Genomic DNA, 17,705 nt, shown 5'->3' on the forward strand with positions numbered 1-17,705 from the left:
CACTCGCGCAAAAAATCGCCCAGCTGACGCGCATCCTGGTCTGCTTCAAGCCGGCCAAGGCGCAGGCCGCGGCGGCGCGCACGCTGCGGGTGGGGCGACGGACGCGTTCGCAGGCGGAAGGCCGCGGGTGACCGTGAACGACTGGGCCTCGGCCATTCCCACAGCACCCACACAGCCCTCGACTCGTTCCCTCACCACGGGTTCGTACCGTGGAAACAACCACACCTTCACTTTCGACGTCCCTAACAGTGCATGGAAGACGGACACCTCCCAGACCTGCTGACCTGAGCCCCCCTCGGTCAGCAGAAGAACGCCCCGCCGGTGACGACCGGCGGGGCGTTTCGCGCGTACGGGAACGGGCTCAGCTGACGAAGTACGTCGGGTTCGGCAGCTTGTAGGTGCGGCCGGCGTAGCCGCCGTCCAGGTCCGAGTACTGGTCGCCGAAGTCGGCGACGATCTCGTAGCCGAGGTCGTCCTCGATGTGCTTGCGGGTGCCGGACTTGTACTGCACGGTCGTGCAGGTCCAGGTGCCCGGCGTGGCGCAGGCGCTCAGATAGGCCGGCGGGTTCGCCTTGTCCTTGAGGAACATGTGGTCGGCGTCGAGGTTCACATCGGCGCCGATCTTCTTCAGGTTCGCGACGGCGGCGGTGCGCTGCGCCTCGCTCAGGCCCGAGTTGTAGAAGACCTCGACGCCCTTGGACTCGGCGTACCGGACCAGCTCGGCGCTGCCGAACACGCCCGGGCGGTCGGCCTTGTTCACGTAGTCGGCCCAGGTGGTCGGGTTGTACGTGTAGTTGTAGCGCTTCTCGTAGTCGAGGCTGAGCAGCAGCGTGTCGTCGATGTCGAAGACGACCGCGGGCTTCTCGCCCTTGTGGTGCGCCTTGCGGGCGGCCCGGTCTATGTACTTCCTGGCGGCGGCGTCGATGTGCGCCAGATCCTGGGCGTACGGGCTGTCAGGAGACGCCTGGTACACGCCGTTGGCGTCGGCCGTCGTGCCGTAGTAGGTGTCGATGTCCTTCACCAGGAGACCGATGTTGTACGGCTCGTGGGTGGAGTTGGCCGTGGACTGGCCGGCCGTGGCCGCACCGGCGCCGTAGAGGGCGCCGCCGGCGAGGGCACACGCTGCGGCGATCGCCGCGATACGCAGTGGCTTATGCATGACAGGTTTCTACGCGCGTCACCCCGGCGGGCGCGAGGCCCGTTGCCTGATCGAGACCTCTTCCTCAGGCAAAAAACGGGTCAAGCGCCCTGGACGGAAGGGTTCCGGATCGGTACGGCTCAGTTCATCGTCGCCCCGATCCTGGTGCTCCCCGTCGTCAGGAACGTGCCGGCCCGGTGCTCACCTCTTTCGGTGAGGCCCAGGTGGCGCCGAGTTCGGAGTAGAGGGAGAGGGTGTCGGCAGCGGCCGCGACGAGTCCGTCGATGCCCGGCACGACCCTGCGGCCCTCGTCGGGGACCAGGTGCCAGGCCCCGGCCGGCAGCGGAGCCGGGTCGGGGGCCTGCCGAATCGCTTCAACGACCCTCATGAAGGCGCCCGTCGCGTCCGGGGTCACCAGGAGCTCGGCGCCGTCGGTGAGGTGGTCGACCAGGTTCTCCAGCAGGTCGGTGCTGCCGTACTCGTACTCCTCGGGGCCGCGGCCGGCGCGCTGGAGCAGGACGCGGTCCTGCTTGTACCAGTAGGTGATCCGGCCGCGGGTGCCGTGCACGACGACATACGGCTCGTCGTCCCGCTCGGCGCACAGGGTCGCGGCGACGGTGACCTTGCGGCCCGGTGCGGTGGTGATCCGGACGCAGGAGGTGTCGTCGGACTCGATGTCGTTGGCGCGCAGCAGTTCGAGCTCGATGCCGGTGACGTCCTCGGCGCGTGTGGTGCCGTTGACGGCGAGCGCCGTGGCCACGGCGTGCGCGAGGGGGTTGGTGAGCACGCCGTCGATGACGTCGACGCCGTTCAGGCGCCGTTTGCCCGCCCAGGGCGCCCGACGGTAGTAGGCCTCGGGGCGCACCCAGGCACCGGCCCCTCCGATCCCGACGAGCTCGCCGACGGCACCCTCGGCGACCATCCCGAGGATGGCGGGGACGGCGTGCGAGCCCAGCGACTGGAAGCCGATCTGGCAGACCACGCCCGCCTCGGCGACCCCGTCGGCCATCCGCCGGAACTCGGCGTACGACGGCGCGGGCGGCTTCTCAAGGAGCAGGTGCACACCCCTGCGGGCGGCCGTGAGCGCCAGGTCGGTGTGGGTGGGGATGGGTGTGCAGATCACGGCGATCCGGGCGCCGGTGGAGTCGAGGAGTGCGCCGAAGTCGGCGGACTGCTCGGGCGTGCCGAGGCCGTCGGGGATCTCGTCCGCGGTCAGCGGGGTCAGCTCGCAGATGCCTGCCAGCCGTACGATCCCCTTGTCCTGGAGCCGGCGGATGTTGTCCAGGTGCCAGCGGCCGTGGCCGCGCGCACCCGCCAGGACGATGTCTACGGTGCTCATGGGATCCTCCCTGCGCCCGCGCCGCGCGCCAGCTCTCGGTCGGCCGCCTCGACGCTGTCGATCTCTGTGTGCAGGGTAGGCGTCCAGCCGACGCCGGCCGTGCGCCTACCCGAAGCGGACGCGTGGTGCGCACTGCACGACGGACTCGGACTGGGTGTGGTGCAGGGTCACCTGCAGCTTGCCGCGGTCGCCCGTCGCCGAATCGCTGTTGCCTCTTTCGGTTGCGTGGCGGCGCCGGTGCGCTGTGGCTTGTCGCGCAGTTCCCCGCGCCCCTTTCGGGGCGCTTCAGCTTGCGTACGGGTCTGGGACCTCGCCCGGGCTGGACAGGAACTTGAAGTCGCAGCCGGTGTCTGCCTGGGTGATCTGGTCGTTGTACAGGGCGCCGTAGCCGCGTTCGTAGCGGGTGGGCGGGGGCGTCCAGGCCGCCTTCCTCCGCTCCAGCTCCTCGTCGTCCACCTGGAGATGGAGGGTGCGTGCCTCGACGTCGAGGGTGATGAGGTCACCGGTGCGGACGAGGGCCAGCGGGCCGCCGATGTACGACTCGGGCGCCACGTGCAGTACGCACGCGCCGTAGCTCGTACCGCTCATCCGGGCGTCCGAGATGCGGACCATGTCCCGTACCCCCTGCTTGAGCAGGGGGTCGGGGATCGGCAGCATGCCGTACTCGGGCATGCCGGGGCCGCCCTTGGGGCCGGCGTTGCGCAGCACCAGCACGCTGTCGGCAGTGATGTTCAACTCCGGGTCGTTGATGGTGCGTTGCAGGGTCTTGTAGTCGTCGAAGACGACCGCGGGACCGGTGTGCTCGAGCAGGTGGCTCTCGGCGGCGATGTGCTTGATGACGGCGCCGTCGGGGCAGAGGTTGCCGCGCAGGACGGCGACTCCGCCCTCGGCGGCGACCGGGTTCTCGCGGGTGCGGATGACGTCGTCGTCATGGACGACGGCGCCCTTGATCTGCTCGCCCAGAGTGCCGTTGACCGTCGGCCGGTCCAGGTGCAGCAGGTCGGTGATCCGCGAGAGGAAGGCGGGCAGGCCGCCGGCGAAGTAGAAGTCCTCCATGAGGTACGTCTGTCCGCCGGGACGGACGTTGGCCAGTACCGGCACGGTCCGCGCGATGCGGTCGAAGTCGTCGAGGGTGAGGGGCACTTGGCAGCGGCCCGCCATCGCGATCAGATGGATGACCGCATTGGTGGAGCCGCCGAGTCCGAGCACCGTGGTGACGGCGTCCTCGAAGGCCTCGGGGGTGAGGATCCCGGACGGCCTGAGCCCGGTCCAGGCGAGGTCCACGGCACGGCGCCCGGAGGCTGCCGCCATCCGCTCGTGCCCGGAGTCGACGGCCGGGATCGAGGAGGCGCCCGGCAGGGTCATGCCGAGGGCCTCGGCGGCCGCGGTCATCGTGGAGGCGGTACCCATGGTCATGCAGTGACCGGGCGAACGCGCCAACCCGCCCTGCAGCTCCCGCAGTTCGCAGTCCGTCAGGTTGCCCGCGCGGTGCTCGTCCCAGTACTTCCACATGTCGGTGCCGGAGCCGAGGGTCTCACCGCGCCAGTGCCCCGGCAGCATCGGTCCGGCGGGCACGAAGATCGACGGTACGTCGGCCGAGGCGGCACCCATGAGCAGCGCCGGGGTCGACTTGTCACAGCCGCCGAGCAGCACCGCCGCGTCCACCGGATACGACCGCAGCAGCTCCTCCGTCTCCATCGCGAGCAGGTTGCGGTAGAGCATGGGGGTCGGCTTCTGGTAGGTCTCCGAGAGCGTGGCGACCGGGAACTCCAGCGGGAAGCCGCCCGCCTGCCACACGCCGCGCTTGACCGCCTCGGCCCGCTCGCGCAGATGGACGTGGCAGGGGTTGATGTCGGACCAGGTGTTGAGGACGGCGATCACAGGGCGGCCCCGGTACTCCTCCGCCTCGTAACCCAGCTGGCGCATCCGGGCGTTGTGCGACCAGGTGCGCAGCCGGCCCTCGGTGCCGTACCACTGGTGGCTTCTGAGTTCCTCGGGACGCATTCTGTCGGTCATGTCGACCATCCGGCGGCCATGGCGGCGACCTCGGCGCGCGCGTCCTCGGAAAGGGTGCTGCTCGGCGGGCGGACGTCGCGGCGGCACAGACCGAGGGAGGCGAGGGCCTCCTTGACGACGGTGACGTTGTCGGCGGAGCCGTTCGCGGACCGGAGTTCCTCGAAGCGGCGGATCTGCTCCCAGACCTTCATGGCGCCCGGGTAGTCGCCGGATCGAAGCGCTTCGATCATGTTCAGCGAGACGGACGGGGCGACGTTCACGAGTCCGGAGGTGAAGCCGGTGGCGCCCGCGGAGAAGTACGAGGGCGCATAGGGCTCGGCGAGACCGGCGACCCACACGAAGCGGTCGAGCCCCGCGTCCCGTGCGAAGGCGGCGAACTTGACGGCGTCGGGGACGGCGTACTTGACGCCGATGACGTTCGGGCAGGCGTCGGCGAGTTCGGCGAGGCGGGCGCCGGCCAGTTGGGCGTTGCGGATGTAGGGGACGACGCCCAGCTCGGGGACGGCTTCGGCGATGGCGCGGTGGTAGTCGACCCAGCCGCCCGGGGAGACGTACGGATGGACGGGCTGATGGACCATCACCATCTGGGCGCCGTGCTCACGGGCGTGCCGGGCGGAGGCGACGGCGGTGGGCACGTCGTGGCCGAGGCCGACGAGGACCGCGGCGCGGTCGCCGGTCTCCTCGATGGTCAACTCGGTGACGAGACGACGCTCTTCGGGGGCGAGCGCGTAGAACTCGCCGGTGTTTCCGTTGGGGGTGAGGATGCGGATCCCGCTTTCGAGCAGCCGACGCAGCAGGACCCGGTGGGCGCCCTGGTCGACGGTGCCGTCCGCGGCGAACGGAGTCACCGGGATCGCCACCACGTCGGCCAGGGCAGCCCGTTGCGCCTCGAACGTCGCGCTGCTCATGCGGTGCCTTCCTGGTTCTTTACCTGGTTCTTTAAATGGTTCGCTGCCTGGTCCGATGTCTGGTCCGCTGCCTGGTTCGTGACCTGGTCGGTTGCCTGGGGGAACGCTCGCTCGACGAAGGACGCGATATGGGCGTGCAGGGCGCGGACCGCGCCGTCGGCGTCGCCCTCCAGGGCGAGCCGAAGGATCTCCCGGTGCTCGCCGGCCTCCCGCTCCCAGGAGGGCGAGGCCGCCCAGGCCACCGCGGAGACGAGGGCCGCCTGGTCGCGGACCTCGTCGAGCATGCGGCCGAGCAGGGGGTTGCCGCAGGGCAGGTACAGCGCGCGGTGGAACTCCCGGTTGGCGAGGGACCGTTCGGCGGCGTCGGCGGCCTCGTCTGCCCTGGCCAGCGCCGTGCGTGCGGCGTCGAGTGAGGCCCCTCGCCGCACCGCACGCCGGAGCGCCTCGGGCTCCAGCAGCAGCCGCACGTCGTAGACCTCGCGCGCCATGTCCGCGTCCACCATGCGCACCGTGACGCCCTTGTACTGGCTCATCACGACGAGACCGGTACCGGCGAGGGTCTTGAGCGCCTCGCGCACGGGCGTCTTGGACACCCCGAACTGTGCGGCGAGCTCGGTCTCCACCAGGGCCTGGCCCGGCGTCAACTGCCCGGTGAGGATGCGGTGTTTGATCGCGTCCAGCACGTACTGCGTGCGGGACGGGATCGGCGTGGGCACAGAGGTCATGCGCGCCTCTCGGAAGTCACGTATCAGATCTCGGGTATCTGATGTCGCGTATCGCGTCTCATATATGAGATATGAAGTACGACGCGTTGAAGGTAGGAGGGGGCGCATGCTTCGTCAATGCTTCTGACAAAGGAAGTCGGGGTTGCGGGGTTCGGTGGTTCAGACGGTGATGGTCTCGCCCCCGCGGGCCGTGGCGGTGTGGCCGCCGAAGGCGGCGGCGGCCCGTTTCGTCGCCGACTCGCGGGTCAGAGTGGGTCCGACGTGGGTGACGAGCAGTCGGCTCGCGGCGGCCGCGCGGGCCGTTTCGCCGGCGTCCTCAGGGGTCAAGTGCACCTGTGCGCCTCCGCGATGGGCGTCGATGTCGACCTCGCACAGGAACAGGTCGGCGTCGGCGGCGAGTTGGCCCAGCACGGCACACGGTCCGCTGTCCCCGGAGTAGGCGAGCACGCGCCCCTCGCACTCGGCCCGCAGTCCGTACGCCTCGACGTCGTGGGCGACGGCACGGGAGGTGAGGAGCAGGTCCCCGTAGCGGGCGATGTGGCCGTCGTACAAGGTACGGAAGTCGAGGATGCCGCTGAGGAATCCGGCATCGGGGCGTCCGAAGAACCCGGCGAGGCGCTGGGCGCAGTCGCCGGGTGCGTGGACCGGAATGGGCGCGGGCGGGGTGAGTCCGCCGTACGCGAGTCCGTAGACCGCCGACAGCAGATCGGCGCTGTGGTCCGCGTGCAGATGCGAGATCCAGATGGCGCTCAGGCGGGCCGGGTCCGTGTGCCGCTGCAATTCGGCAAAGGTGCCGGGCCCGGCATCGACCCACACTTCGGCGCCCCCACCGCGCAGGAGATACCCGGAGCAGGGGTGGCCGGGCTGCGGGTGCGGGGAGGCGGTGCCGAGGACGGTGAGGGTGAAGGGCATGCGGGGAGCGTACGGTCCGCTCGTACGCCCCGCCCCTTGTTCACGGCAGGCGCACCCGCGGCCGGCTCGCTCCCGCCCCGCCCGTCACGGCGTGGGCACCCACCCGGGGTCGCGCCCGCTGAGCCCCACCGCCCGGTCGAGCAGCGGAGCATCCGGCGGTACGGGCACCACGGGCCCGAAGATGCCGCCGCCCCGGCTCGGGTCGTTGGCCGCGGCCAGCAGGAAGTCGTGGGAGGCCTGGAGTGCGGCCGGGTCGGGGGTGTAGTCCTGGCCGGTGGCGCGGGCCAGGTCCCAGCCGTGGATGACCAGTTCGTCGACGGCGACGGCAGCGGCGACCTCGCCGGGCAGGTCGATGCCGCCGGCCCTGGTCATACCGGTCCGGGCGGCCGGGTCGCGCCAGGCCTCGGCCAGTTCGTCGAGGACCTTGGGCAGGGCCTCGCGCCAGTCGGGGGCGAGGTCCGGGGCGGCGGCGCCGGGGTTGGTGTCGGTCGTGACGCCCAGGTCCTTGCGGGCCGCGTCGCGAAAGGCGACGGACAGTCCGAGCAGATGGCCCAGCATGTTGCGCACCGCGCAGTCGGGGCAGGGCGTCGGATCCGCCAGTTGCTCGTCGCTCACGCCCTCCGCGAGCCGCGCGATGACGCTGGTCTGGGGTCCGAGGTCGAGGGTCGTGTCACTCATGCACTGCTCCTCACAGTCGTGTCTCGTCGATGTGGACCGACCACGTCCCCGAAACTCATCGCAGCCCGGTCAAGGCATTTGTAGGGCACTTGCCTCATACCCGGCCGGGGGCCTTAGACCCACCATGGCCAGGCATGACGACATCGACATGGGCGATCGTGCGGGTCCTGCGTGACCGCAGGGCGGGCCTGTATCTCGCCGGTGTGGTGATCTCCGGCTTCGGGACGTCGGCGCTGTGGCTGGCGTCCGGCGTATGGGTCAAGGAGCTGACCGGCTCCGACGGACTGGCCGCGCTGTGCCTGCTCGCCATGTGGGCGCCCACGCTCGCCGGTCCCCTGCTCGGCACCCTCGCCGACCGGCTCCGTCGCAAACCCCTGCTGATCGGCGCGAACCTGCTGCCGGCCGCCCTCCTGCTCACCCTCTTCACCGTCGACTCCCCGAGCCGGCTGTGGCTGCTGTACACGGTTCTGTTCATGTACAGCGCCGCGGGCGTCGTCCATGACGCGGCCGAGTCGGCCCTCGTCGCGGCAGCGGTCGACCCGTCCCTGCTGGGCGACTTCAACGGGCTGCGCATGACGGCGACCGAGGGCATGAAGCTGGTCGCCCCACTCGCGGGCGCGGCCCTCTTCGCAGAGTACGGCGGCCCGGGCGTCGCCCTGCTGGACGCCGTCACGTTCGTGCTGGCCACGGGCCTGTACGCCCTGCTGCGGGTCCGCGAAGAGAACCCGCGATCGCCCGGCCACCGGGGAGGGACCGCGGAGGGCGTCAGGTACCTCCGGAAGCACGCCCGACTGCGCCCCCTCGTCCTGGCGGGCGGCACCACGATGTTCTGCGCGGGCCTGTCCGGAGCACTGCTCTACGCCGTCATCGACGGCCTCGGCCACTCCCCTGCCTACGCAGGTGTCCTGTACGCCGTGCAGGGCGTCGGCTCGGTGGCCGTCGGCCTGGTCTCCGGCCCGACCCTGCGCCACCTGGGCGGACACCGCTTCGCGGCCTACGGGATCGCCCTCACGGGCGTCGCGACCGCCGCCCGGGCCATCCCCTCGGACCCGGTGGCCCTGCTGTGCAGCGCGGCGATCGGAGCAGGGCTCCCCTGCGTCCTGATCGCCGCACTGACCGCAGTACAGCACGAGACACCGAACGCCCTGCTGGGCCGCACGGCCGCCACGGCCAACACACTCCTCTTCACACCGAACGTGCTCGGTCTGGCCACAGGGGCAGCCCTGGTCGAACTCACGGACTACCGCCTCCTCCAAGTAGCCCTGGGTGCAACTCTGCTGCCCACGGCCGTCCGACTCCTCCGACGCCCGACAAGCACCGACCACGCCGCTTCCAGGACACGCTCCAACGCCAACCCCGCGTGACGCAGCCGCAGTTCACCCGCCCGCGGACCGGCCCCCTCAGCGCGTGGCGAGAGCCGACCGCACCGCCTCCAAGTCGCCGTCCGACGCCAACCCCGCGTGGTACAGCCGCAGTTCGGTCGCTCCCTGGCGTGCTGCCTGCGCCGCGTCCGCGGCCAGCGTGGCCGGGCTGCCGCCCATTCCGGAGACCACGGGGAAGTTGGCGGCGATGACGGCCCCTGCCCTGCCCCGCTCGGCGAACGGTGTCAGCAGGTCCGTGCCGCCCGCGCACGGTACGACCACGCCGTCCGCGACGGAGAGGATGTGGGCGGGGTCCACGCCGGGATTGGCTCCGACGTGGTACGTCACGGGGTCGGCGTGCAGCAGGACCTGGAAGCCGTCGGGGGCCGCCGCGCGCACCGCCCGGACCGCGGTCTCCTGGAGCGTGCGGGCGGTCTCGTCGCGCCACGCGCGCGTGGCGGCCGCCTTCGCCTCGCCGAGCAGCTTCTCCACCCCGGCCCACCCGCCGTCATCGGGCGCGCCCCGCCACAACGGCTCCAGAGCGTCGCGTACGGCGGCCGCCAACTCGTCGGCGTCCAGGCCCTGTTCGCCGTAGCCGGTCCGGCAGGCCGGGCAGAAGCAGAGCGCCATCAGGTACATCCCGGCGTCGCCGAGGCCGACCCCGCCGGTCTTGTCGTGCGCGTGCAGGTGCTGGAGGCCGTACCAGCCGAGCGACTCCAGCTCGGTGCCGCGCGCTCCCGGTCGTACGGCCGCCTCGACGGCCAGGTCGACGAGGTACGCGCGCGTGGCGGGCTGCGCGATGCAGGGGGCCCACGGGTAGCGGTCGCCGTAGGCGTTGACGACGGAGGTGTCCGGATGCTCGGCGCCCAGGCGGGAGTTGTGGGCGAGGACGACCCAGGTGTGCACCTCCAGGCCGGCGTCCGCGAGAGCCGCGGCCGCCTCGCCGTAGGCGTCTCCGGGGGCCCAGTCCCCGGCCGGGTAGGGGCGCAGCGCACACCCTTCCCAGCGGCCGTCGGTGGGATACAGCACGGCCGCGTGCTCGGCCGTGACGATGCGGTGGCGCGGGTGGCGGGGCGTCAGCGCACGCGTGGAGTGGTACGCGGAGGCCAGCGTCACCTGCTGCACACCGAGCTCGGCGATGCGGCCCGCGGCCGCCGGGTCCCCGTTGACATCCCAGGGGTAGACGAAAGTCGACGCCTTCACCGGCTACCCGCCTTCACTGGCTCTCCGCCTTCACTTGTTCTCTTCCAACAGCGCATACCCGCGCTCGATCAGCTCGGCGAGCTGCTTGACATGGTCCTCGGTGGGCTCGTGCAGCGGCGGCCGTACCTCCCCGACGTCGAGCCCGCGCAGCCGCACGCCCGCCTTGACCAGGGCTACGGCGTACCCGCGCCCCTGTGCGCGCAGTTCCACGAACGGCCGGTAGAAGCCGTCGAGGAGCCCGTGCGCGGTGGCGGTGTCACCGGACTCCAGCGCCCGGTGGAAGGCGAGCGCGATCTCCGGGGCGAAGCAGAACACGGCGGAGGAGTAGAGCGGGACGCCGATGGCACGGTAGGCGAGCTGGGTCTGCTCGGCGGTCGGCAGGCCGTTGAAGTAGAGGAAGTCACCGGGGACCTCGCTGCGGACGGCGCTGACGATGCGCTGCATGAGGTCGAGGTCGCCGAGGCCGTCCTTGAAGCCGATGATCCCGTCCGTGCGGGCCAGTTCGACGACGGACTCCGGGGTGAACACGGCGTTGTCACGCTGGTAGACGATCACGGGCAGCGCGGTCGCCGCGGCCACCTCCCGGTAGTGCCGCAGCAGCCCCTCCTGACCGGCGAGCACGAGGTACGGCGGCATGGCGAGCAGCCCGTCCGCCCCGGCGGACTCCGCCACGCGCGCGTACCGGACGGCGAGCGCGGTGCCGTACCCCGCTCCGGCCACCACCGGCACCCGCCCCTCCGCCGTCTCCACCGCCACCCGCACGCACGCCTCGAACTCCTCGGGCGTGAGCGCATGGAACTCTCCGGTGCCGCAGCACGCGAAGACCGCGGCGGCCCCGCCCTCGATGCCGCGGCGCACATGGGCGCGGTACACGTCGAGGTCGACCGAGCCGTCGGGGCCGTAGGCGGTGACCGGGAAGAACAGCGGCCCGCGGGGGATGCCGAGTCGAGCGGCGAGAGGAACTGACGTCACGGGCACTCCCGATTCCGATGCTGATTCCACGGTCATGATTTGCGTCTACATTTCTGAACGCCACCACGCTAAGGTGCCGCTTTACGGCCGGTCAAGCGCGCCCACCGGCATCACATCAGCGGATTTCCCCATTTCGCAGAGCACTTGACGGGGTACGGCGTGGCTCCTTAGCGTGTCCACGGATGTGAATAACGTGCATGCATGCGCCCCTCCAACCGAAGGAGAAGCGAAGGATGCCAGCCCCCCGCACCGTTCTGCTCACCGGCGCCGCCGGCGGGCTCGGCACCCTGATGCGGAACCTGCTGCCTGCGTTCGGCTACGAGCTGCGCCTCCTCGACGTACGCCCGATCGAGGGCGACCCGGACGCCGTCACCGCGGATCTCGCCGACAGGAAGGCCCTGCGCGAGGCGGTGCGGGGCGTCGACGCGATCATCCACCTGGCCGGCATCTCCCTGGAGGCCTCCTTCGAGAAGATCCTCGCGGCGAACATCGAGGGCACGTACAACCTGTACGAAGCGGCGCGCGAGGAGGGCGTCGGCCGTATCGTCTTCGCCTCCTCCAACCACGCCGTCGGCTTCACCCCGCGCCCCCAGGGGGACACACCTCTGGATTCCGGCGCGCTGATCCCCATCGACACCCCCCGCCGCCCGGACACCTTCTACGGCCTGTCCAAGTCCTTCGGCGAGGACCTCGCGCAGCTCTACTGGGACAAACACGGCCTGGAGACGGTCTCGGTGCGCATCGGCTCCTGCTTCCCCGAGCCCACCAGCGTGCGCATGCTGTCCATCTGGCTGAGCCCGGCCGACGGCGCCCGCCTCTTCCACGCGGCCCTGACCGCAGAGAACGTCGGCCACACCGTCGTCTACGGCTCCTCCGCCAACACCCGCCTGTGGTGGGACCTGTCCACGGCACGGGCGCTCGGCTACGAGCCGCAGGACGACTCCGAGCCGTACGCGGAGAAGCTGATCGCCGAGCAGGGCGAACTGGACCCCGACAACATCGCCCACGCCTACCTGGGCGGCCACTTCGTGAGCGACCCGCCGATCTGGCCGTACTGAGGTCACCGGCGCCGGCAAAAGGCGGGAAACGATCGTTCGCGAGGGCGGGCGGGCACCGAACGGGCCCGCCCGCCCTCGTATTCGGGCATCGCGGCTGCCCGATCTCACGCCCCGGCCCACAGCCCCGCAGGTCCGAGGCGGGCACTCCGCTCGGCAAACGGGCACACACGGGCAGCATCGGCGCTGCAACAGGCCTGGTCAGTGCCGCACGCCAGGGGTAGAACTTCCTGCGAGGGCCCCACCGGGCCCGAACGGGCAGCACGGCACGGGAGCAGGTGACGGCGATGACGGCGAACTCCGCGAAGACGGCAGAAGAGCGCCAGCGGGAGATCGTGCGGACCGCGCGCGCCACCGGCTCGGTGGACGTCACCGCGCTCGCCGCCGCACTGGGCGTGGCCAAGGAGACCGTACGGCGGGATCTGCGCGCCCTGGAGGACCACGGCCTGGTCCGCCGCACCCACGGCGGCGCCTACCCCGTGGAGAGCGCGGGCTTCGAGACGACGCTCGAGTTCCGCGCCACCAGCCATGTGCCCGAGAAGCGCCGGATCGCGGCCGCCGCGGCCGAGCTGCTCGGGGACGCCGAGACGGTCTTCGTCGACGAGGGCTTCACCCCTCAGCTCATCGCCGAGGCACTGCCCAGGGACCGTCCACTGACCGTGGTCACCGCTTCCCTGCCGGTCGCGGGCGCCCTCGCCGAGTCCGACTCCGTTTCCGTCCTGCTGCTCGGCGGCCGGGTCCGCTCCGGCACCCTGGCCACCGTCGACCACTGGACGACGAAGATGCTGGCCGGCTTCGTCCTCGACCTCGCCTTCATCGGCGCCAACGGCATCTCCCGCGAGCACGGCCTGACCACCCCCGACCCCGCGGTCAGCGAGGTCAAGGCGCAGGCCATCCGGGCCGCGCGCCGCACGGTGTTCGCGGGTGTGCACACCAAGTTCGGGGCGGTCAGCTTCTGCCGGTTCGCGGAGATCGGCGCACTGGAGACCATCGTCACGAGCACCCTGCTCCCCTCGTCCGAGGCTCACCGCTACTCACTGCTGGGCCCGCAGGTCATCCGCGTCTAGAGAACCCGTCCGCGCCGGCACTTTGCGCGTCTGAAATTCCAACTCACCTTCCCCAGGGCACTTCCGTGCCCGCAACCGCCCCTTATCTCCCCATATGTTCAGGAGCGATACATGCGCACCCCGAGCCGACGACGGCCACCGCGAGCAACGCTCGCCATGGCCGCCGCAGGGACGCTGCTCGCCCCGCTGCTCTCCGGCTGTTGGGTCGGGGCGGGCGGGTCCGGTTCCGGCGGCGACTCCATCAACGTCCTGATGGTCAACAACCCGCAGATGGTGGAGCTGCAGAAACTCACCAAGGCGCACTTCACCAAGGAGACCGGCATCAAGGTGAACTTCACCGTCCTGCCGGAGAACGACGTCCGCGACAAGATCAGCCAGGACTTCGCCAACCAGGCCGGCCAGTACGACGTGGCGACGCTCAGCAACTACGAGATCCCGATCTACGCCAAGAACAGCTGGCTGCACGAGATGAACTCGTACGTCGCCAAGGACCCCGGCTACGACGAGCAGGACGTCCTGAAGCCGATGCGCCAGTCGCTGACCGCCGACGACGGAAAGCTCTACGGCCAGCCCTTCTACGGCGAGTCGTCCTTCCTGATGTACCGCAAGGACATCTTCGCCGAGAAGGGCCTGACGATGCCTGCCCACCCCACCTGGGACCAGGTGGCCAAGCTCGCCGCCGAGGTCGACGGGGCGAAGTCCGGGATGCGCGGCATCTGTCTGCGCGGCCTGCCCGGCTGGGGCGAACTGATGGCACCGCTCACCACCGTCGTGAACACCTTCGGCGGCACCTGGTTCGACAAGAACTGGAAGGCCCGACTCGACTCCCCCGCCTTCGAGAAGGCGACGAAGTTCTACGTCGACCTGGTGCGGGGGCACGGCGAGTCGGGGGCCGCCCAGTCGGGCTTCGCGGAGTGCCTCAACAACATGACCCAGGGCAAGGTCGCCATGTGGTACGACGCCACCTCCGCGGCCGGATCGCTGGAGGCCAAGGGCTCCCCCGTCAAGGGCAAGCTCGGCTATGCCCCCGCCCCCGTCGAGAAGACGGACTCCTCCGGCTGGCTCTACACCTGGGCCTGGGGCATCCAGAAGGCCTCCCGCAACCCCGACAAGGCCTGGAAGTTCGTGTCCTGGGCCTCCAGCAAGCAGTACGAGCAACTGGTCGGCGACACCAGCGGCTGGTCCAACGTCCCCGCAGGCAAGCGCGCGTCGACGTACACCAATGCCGACTACCGCAAGGAGGCAGGCGCCTTCCAGGAGATGACCAGGGAGGCCATCGAGGGCGCCAGGCCCAACAACCCGGGGGTGCAGCCGCGCCCCGCGCCCGGCATCCAGTTCGTCGGCATCCCCGAGTTCACCGATCTCGGCACCAAGGTCTCCCAGGAGATCAGCGCGGCGATCGCCGGACGCCAGTCCGTCGAGTCGGCGCTGCGCAAGTCCCAGCAGCTCGCCGAGAAGATCTCGAAGGAGTACGAGGGACGATGACCGCCACGACAACGGCTCCCCTGGCCGCAACTCCCGTACGCAGCACACGCCGGCCCTCCGCCCGGCTGAAAGCCTGGTCCACCCGGGCCCCGCTGCTGCCCGCCCTGGTCTTCATGATCGTGGTGACGCAGCTGCCGTTCGTGGCCACCCTGGTGATCTCGTTCTTCGACTGGAACGCCCTGTATCCCAAGGCCCGCCGCTTCACCGGCTTCGACAACTACCAGCAGGTCCTTTCCGACGCCGACCTGCGGCACTCGGTGTGGACGACGGTCCTGCTGACGGTGACGGTGGTCCTGGTCAGCCTGGTCCTGGGCCTGGTGCTCGCCCTGCTCCTCGACCGGAGGTTCCGGGGCCGGGGAGTGGTCCGCACCCTGCTGATCGCCCCCTTCCTGGTGGTCCCGGTGGCCGCGGCCCTGCTGTGGAAGCACGTCCTCTACAACCCCGAATACGGCCTGCTCAACGGCCTGTTGCACTACGTGGGCGGCCCGCAGCCGGACTGGATATCCAACACCCCGCTGCTCGCGGTCGAGGCCTCGCTGATCTGGCAGTGGACGCCGTTCATGATGCTGATCCTGCTGGCGGGCCTGCAGAGCCGCGACAGCCAGCAGCTCGAAGCCGCACGCGTGGACGGCGCGAACGACTGGCAGATCTTCCGCCATCTGACGCTCCCGCACCTGCGCCGATACCTGGAACTGGGCGCCCTGCTCGGCTCGATCTACATCGTCCAGAACTTCGACGCGGTCTTCACGATCACATCCGGCGGCCTGGGCACGGCGAATCTGCCGTACACCGTCTACCAGAGCTTCTACCAGGCCCACGAGAACGGCCTCGCCTCGGCCGCGGGCGTCCTGGTGGTCATCGGCTCGATCATCATCGCGACCTTCGCCCTGCGCGTCGTGTCGTCCCTGTTCCGCGAGGAGGTGTCCCGCGCATGAGCACGGTCGCCGTACGAACGAGCCCCCGCCGCAAGGGAGTCGGTCTGGGCCTGGTGGCCTGGCTGCTCGGCGTCGTCTTCTTCCTGCCCATCGCCTGGATGGCGCTGACGTCCTTCCACTCGGAGTCGGACGCGGCCACCAACCCGCCGTCCTTCGGCGCCGCCCTCACCCTCGACGGCTACCGCGAGTTCTTCGGCACGGGCGGCGGCGCGAGCCCCTGGCCGGCGCTGGTCAACTCCGCGGTGGCTTCGGTGGGTTCGACCGTCCTGGTCCTGCTGCTGGCCCTCCCGGCCGCCTACGCCCTCTCCATCCGCCCGGTGAAGAAATGGACGGACGTCCTGTTCTTCTTCCTGTCCACGAAGATGCTGCCGATCGTGGCGGGCCTGCTCCCGGTCTATCTGTTCGCCAAGAACACCGAGATGCTGGACAACATCTGGCTGCTGGTCATCCTCTACACCTCCATGAACCTGCCGATCGCGGTGTGGATGATGCAGTCCTTCCTCGCCGAGGTGCCGGTGGCGGTGATCGAGGCGGCGCAGATCGACGGCGCCCGGCTGCCGACGATCCTCGCCCGCGTGGTGACCCCCATCGCCCTGCCCGGCATCGCCGCGACGGCCCTGATCTGCTTCATCTTCAGCTGGAACGAACTTCTCTTCGCCCGAGTGCTGACCGGCGTGGTGGCCGAGACGGCCCCCGTCTTCCTGACCGGCTTCATCACCAGCCAGGGCCTGTTCCTGGCGAAGGTGTGCGCCGCGTCGCTCGTCATCTCCCTGCCGGTGCTCGCCGCGGGGTTCGCCGCCCAGGACAAGCTGGTCCAGGGCCTGTCACTGGGAGCCGTCAAATGAAGGCCGCCGTCATCGAGTCCGTGGGCCGCGCCGTCGTCACCGAGGTCCCCGACCCGACACCCGGCCCGCGCGAGGTCGTCGTGGAGGTCGCCGCCTGCGGCCTGTGCGGCACGGACCTGCACATCCTCCAGGGCGAGTTCGCGCCCAAGCTGCCGATCGTGCCCGGACACGAGTTCGCGGGCCGGGTCGTAGGGGTCGGCGCCCAGGTCACGGACGTGGCGGTCGACGACCGGGTGGCGGTCGACCCGTCCCTCTACTGCTACGAGTGCCGCTACTGCCGGACCGGCCACAACAACCTCTGTGAACGCTGGGCCGCGATCGGTGTCACGACGGCCGGGGGCGCCGCGCAGTTCGCGGTGGCACCCGTGGCGAACTGCGTGAAACTGCCCGAGCACGTACGCACCGAGGACGCGGCCCTGGTGGAGCCCCTTTCCTGTGCCGTCCGCGGCTACGACGTGCTGCAGTCACGCCTGGGCGCGCACGTCCTGATCTACGGCTCGGGGACGATGGGCCTGATGATGCTGGAGCTCGCCAAGCGCACGGGGGCGGCGAGCGTGGACGTCGTCGACCTCAACCCGGCGCGGCTGGAGACGGCGGTACGGCTGGGCGTGTCGGCGTCGGCTTCGAACGCGGACGAGCTGGACCGGCCGCAGGGCTGGGACGTCGTGGTCGACGCCACCGGGAACGCGGCCGCGATCCAGGACGGGCTGGGGCGGGTGGCGAAGGCGGGGACGTTTCTGCAGTTCGGGGTCGCTGACTATGCGACACGGGTGATGATCGATCCGTACCGGATCTACAACCAGGAGATCACGATCACTGGTTCGATGGCGGTTCTGCACAGCTTCGAGCGGGCGGCGGAGTTGTTTGCGAACGGGGTGCTGGATCCGGAGGTCTTCATCAGCGACCGGATTCCGCTGGAGCGGTATCCGGAGGCGCTGGGGCAGTTCGCGGCCGGGGTGGGCCGGAAGATCGTGGTGGTGCCGTAGGTTTCTCGCCCCCGCCGCCCCTACCCGTCCCGTACCTGGGGGCTGCCGCCCCCATACCCCCGCTTCGGCCTGAACGGCCT

General features: G+C 70.5%; 16 protein-coding genes and 2 pseudogenes. 8 read left to right on the plus strand and 10 right to left on the minus strand.

The genetic code is table 11. The features are described from left to right. Nucleotides 1-32 precede the first annotated feature (32 nt). Nucleotides 33-274: pseudogene (locus ACFY1E_RS34395) on the plus strand (polysaccharide lyase family protein); the annotation flags it as partial. An 87-nt stretch (nucleotides 275-361) separates the two neighbouring features. Here ACFY1E_RS34395 and ACFY1E_RS34400 read toward each other — a convergent pair. The 8 genes and pseudogenes from ACFY1E_RS34400 to ACFY1E_RS34435 form a co-directional block, all read right to left on the minus strand. Next, nucleotides 362-1,159, minus strand: coding sequence for an HAD family acid phosphatase (locus ACFY1E_RS34400; protein WP_389083040.1), 798 nt, complete (start codon nucleotides 1,157-1,159; stop codon nucleotides 362-364). Between the two features lie 157 nt (nucleotides 1,160-1,316). Beyond that, nucleotides 1,317-2,477 carry a Gfo/Idh/MocA family protein gene (locus ACFY1E_RS34405; protein ID WP_389083043.1) on the minus strand — a complete coding sequence of 387 codons (1,161 nt, stop codon included), beginning with the start codon at nucleotides 2,475-2,477 and terminating at the stop codon, nucleotides 1,317-1,319. Next, a pseudogene (locus ACFY1E_RS34410) lies at nucleotides 2,474-2,690 on the minus strand (hypothetical protein); the annotation flags it as partial. The gene ACFY1E_RS34405 and the pseudogene ACFY1E_RS34410, both read right to left, overlap by 4 nt. Before the next feature lie 72 nt (nucleotides 2,691-2,762). Next, complete coding sequence (araD, locus tag ACFY1E_RS34415; protein ID WP_389083045.1) at nucleotides 2,763-4,493, minus strand: L-arabinonate dehydratase; 1,731 nt, start codon at nucleotides 4,491-4,493, stop codon at nucleotides 2,763-2,765. Continuing rightward, on the minus strand, nucleotides 4,490-5,401 hold the full coding sequence (locus ACFY1E_RS34420; protein ID WP_389083048.1) for a dihydrodipicolinate synthase family protein: 912 nt from the start codon (nucleotides 5,399-5,401) through the stop codon (nucleotides 4,490-4,492). The genes araD and ACFY1E_RS34420 overlap by 4 nt, the downstream gene beginning before the upstream one ends. Beyond that, on the minus strand, nucleotides 5,398-6,126 hold the full coding sequence (locus ACFY1E_RS34425; protein WP_389083050.1) for a GntR family transcriptional regulator: 729 nt from the start codon (nucleotides 6,124-6,126) through the stop codon (nucleotides 5,398-5,400). The genes ACFY1E_RS34420 and ACFY1E_RS34425 overlap by 4 nt, the downstream gene beginning before the upstream one ends. Before the next feature lie 159 nt (nucleotides 6,127-6,285). Next, nucleotides 6,286-7,038 (minus strand): MBL fold metallo-hydrolase, encoded by a 753-nt coding sequence (locus ACFY1E_RS34430; protein ID WP_389083053.1) that lies wholly within the window; start codon nucleotides 7,036-7,038, stop codon nucleotides 6,286-6,288. Between the two features lie 84 nt (nucleotides 7,039-7,122). Then, a complete protein-coding gene (locus ACFY1E_RS34435) occupies nucleotides 7,123-7,716 on the minus strand; it encodes a TIGR03086 family metal-binding protein (RefSeq protein ID WP_389083055.1) in 594 nt (197 codons plus the stop codon). 134 nt (nucleotides 7,717-7,850) lie between these two features. Between ACFY1E_RS34435 and ACFY1E_RS34440 the strand changes: the two genes are divergently transcribed. Then, nucleotides 7,851-9,080, plus strand: a complete 1,230-nt coding sequence (locus ACFY1E_RS34440) for an MFS transporter (RefSeq protein WP_389083058.1) — start codon at nucleotides 7,851-7,853, stop codon at nucleotides 9,078-9,080. Between the two features lie 36 nt (nucleotides 9,081-9,116). Here the strand turns inward: ACFY1E_RS34440 and ACFY1E_RS34445 are convergent, their stop codons facing one another. Together ACFY1E_RS34445 and ACFY1E_RS34450 are read right to left on the minus strand one after the other, a co-directional pair. Next, nucleotides 9,117-10,280 carry a hypothetical protein gene (locus ACFY1E_RS34445; RefSeq protein WP_389083060.1) on the minus strand — a complete coding sequence of 388 codons (1,164 nt, stop codon included), beginning with the start codon at nucleotides 10,278-10,280 and terminating at the stop codon, nucleotides 9,117-9,119. A gap of 30 nt (nucleotides 10,281-10,310) precedes the next feature. Continuing rightward, on the minus strand, nucleotides 10,311-11,252 hold the full coding sequence (locus ACFY1E_RS34450) for a 5-dehydro-4-deoxyglucarate dehydratase (protein ID WP_389083063.1): 942 nt from the start codon (nucleotides 11,250-11,252) through the stop codon (nucleotides 10,311-10,313). 233 nt (nucleotides 11,253-11,485) lie between these two features. On the opposite strand from ACFY1E_RS34450, the gene ACFY1E_RS34455 reads away from it, so the two are divergent. The 6 genes from ACFY1E_RS34455 (at nucleotide 11,486) to ACFY1E_RS34480 (ending at nucleotide 17,625) form a co-directional block, all read left to right on the plus strand. After that, on the plus strand, nucleotides 11,486-12,310 hold the full coding sequence (locus tag ACFY1E_RS34455; protein ID WP_389083065.1) for an NAD-dependent epimerase/dehydratase family protein: 825 nt from the start codon (nucleotides 11,486-11,488) through the stop codon (nucleotides 12,308-12,310). 284 nt (nucleotides 12,311-12,594) lie between these two features. After that, a complete protein-coding gene (locus ACFY1E_RS34460) occupies nucleotides 12,595-13,374 on the plus strand; it encodes a DeoR/GlpR family DNA-binding transcription regulator (protein WP_389083067.1) in 780 nt (259 codons plus the stop codon). A gap of 111 nt (nucleotides 13,375-13,485) precedes the next feature. Further along, a complete protein-coding gene (locus ACFY1E_RS34465; protein WP_389083070.1) occupies nucleotides 13,486-14,859 on the plus strand; it encodes an ABC transporter substrate-binding protein in 1,374 nt (457 codons plus the stop codon). Further along, on the plus strand, nucleotides 14,856-15,794 hold the full coding sequence (locus tag ACFY1E_RS34470; RefSeq protein WP_389083072.1) for a carbohydrate ABC transporter permease: 939 nt from the start codon (nucleotides 14,856-14,858) through the stop codon (nucleotides 15,792-15,794). The genes ACFY1E_RS34465 and ACFY1E_RS34470 overlap by 4 nt, the downstream gene beginning before the upstream one ends. Further along, nucleotides 15,791-16,639, plus strand: a complete 849-nt coding sequence (locus tag ACFY1E_RS34475) for a carbohydrate ABC transporter permease (RefSeq protein WP_389083075.1) — start codon at nucleotides 15,791-15,793, stop codon at nucleotides 16,637-16,639. The genes ACFY1E_RS34470 and ACFY1E_RS34475 overlap by 4 nt, the downstream gene beginning before the upstream one ends. Next, complete coding sequence (locus tag ACFY1E_RS34480; protein ID WP_389083077.1) at nucleotides 16,636-17,625, plus strand: zinc-dependent alcohol dehydrogenase family protein; 990 nt, start codon at nucleotides 16,636-16,638, stop codon at nucleotides 17,623-17,625. Before ACFY1E_RS34475 ends, ACFY1E_RS34480 begins: the two co-directional genes overlap by 4 nt. Nucleotides 17,626-17,705 lie beyond the last annotated feature (80 nt).

It is taken from the genome of Streptomyces sp. NPDC001604 (assembly GCF_042893475.1).
GTDB lineage: Bacteria > Actinomycetota > Actinomycetes > Streptomycetales > Streptomycetaceae > Streptomyces.

What these genes read in the sequence shown, in the direction of transcription:
- ACFY1E_RS34460 (WP_389083067.1), top strand. Translation starts at nt 12,595, where the DNA reads ATGACGGCGAACTCCGCGAAGACGGCAGAAGAGCGCCAGCGGGAGATC.
- ACFY1E_RS34440 (WP_389083058.1), top strand. Translation starts at nt 7,851, where the DNA reads ATGACGACATCGACATGGGCGATCGTGCGGGTCCTGCGTGACCGCAGG.
- araD (WP_389083045.1), bottom strand. Translation starts at nt 4,493, where the DNA reads ATGACCGACAGAATGCGTCCCGAGGAACTCAGAAGCCACCAGTGGTAC.
- ACFY1E_RS34405 (WP_389083043.1), bottom strand. Translation starts at nt 2,477, where the DNA reads ATGAGCACCGTAGACATCGTCCTGGCGGGTGCGCGCGGCCACGGCCGC.
- ACFY1E_RS34425 (WP_389083050.1), bottom strand. Translation starts at nt 6,126, where the DNA reads ATGACCTCTGTGCCCACGCCGATCCCGTCCCGCACGCAGTACGTGCTG.
- ACFY1E_RS34430 (WP_389083053.1), bottom strand. Translation starts at nt 7,038, where the DNA reads ATGCCCTTCACCCTCACCGTCCTCGGCACCGCCTCCCCGCACCCGCAG.
- ACFY1E_RS34465 (WP_389083070.1), top strand. Translation starts at nt 13,486, where the DNA reads ATGCGCACCCCGAGCCGACGACGGCCACCGCGAGCAACGCTCGCCATG.
- ACFY1E_RS34480 (WP_389083077.1), top strand. Translation starts at nt 16,636, where the DNA reads ATGAAGGCCGCCGTCATCGAGTCCGTGGGCCGCGCCGTCGTCACCGAG.
- ACFY1E_RS34470 (WP_389083072.1), top strand. Translation starts at nt 14,856, where the DNA reads ATGACCGCCACGACAACGGCTCCCCTGGCCGCAACTCCCGTACGCAGC.
- ACFY1E_RS34435 (WP_389083055.1), bottom strand. Translation starts at nt 7,716, where the DNA reads ATGAGTGACACGACCCTCGACCTCGGACCCCAGACCAGCGTCATCGCG.
- ACFY1E_RS34455 (WP_389083065.1), top strand. Translation starts at nt 11,486, where the DNA reads ATGCCAGCCCCCCGCACCGTTCTGCTCACCGGCGCCGCCGGCGGGCTC.
- ACFY1E_RS34475 (WP_389083075.1), top strand. Translation starts at nt 15,791, where the DNA reads ATGAGCACGGTCGCCGTACGAACGAGCCCCCGCCGCAAGGGAGTCGGT.
- ACFY1E_RS34400 (WP_389083040.1), bottom strand. Translation starts at nt 1,159, where the DNA reads ATGCATAAGCCACTGCGTATCGCGGCGATCGCCGCAGCGTGTGCCCTC.
- ACFY1E_RS34420 (WP_389083048.1), bottom strand. Translation starts at nt 5,401, where the DNA reads ATGAGCAGCGCGACGTTCGAGGCGCAACGGGCTGCCCTGGCCGACGTG.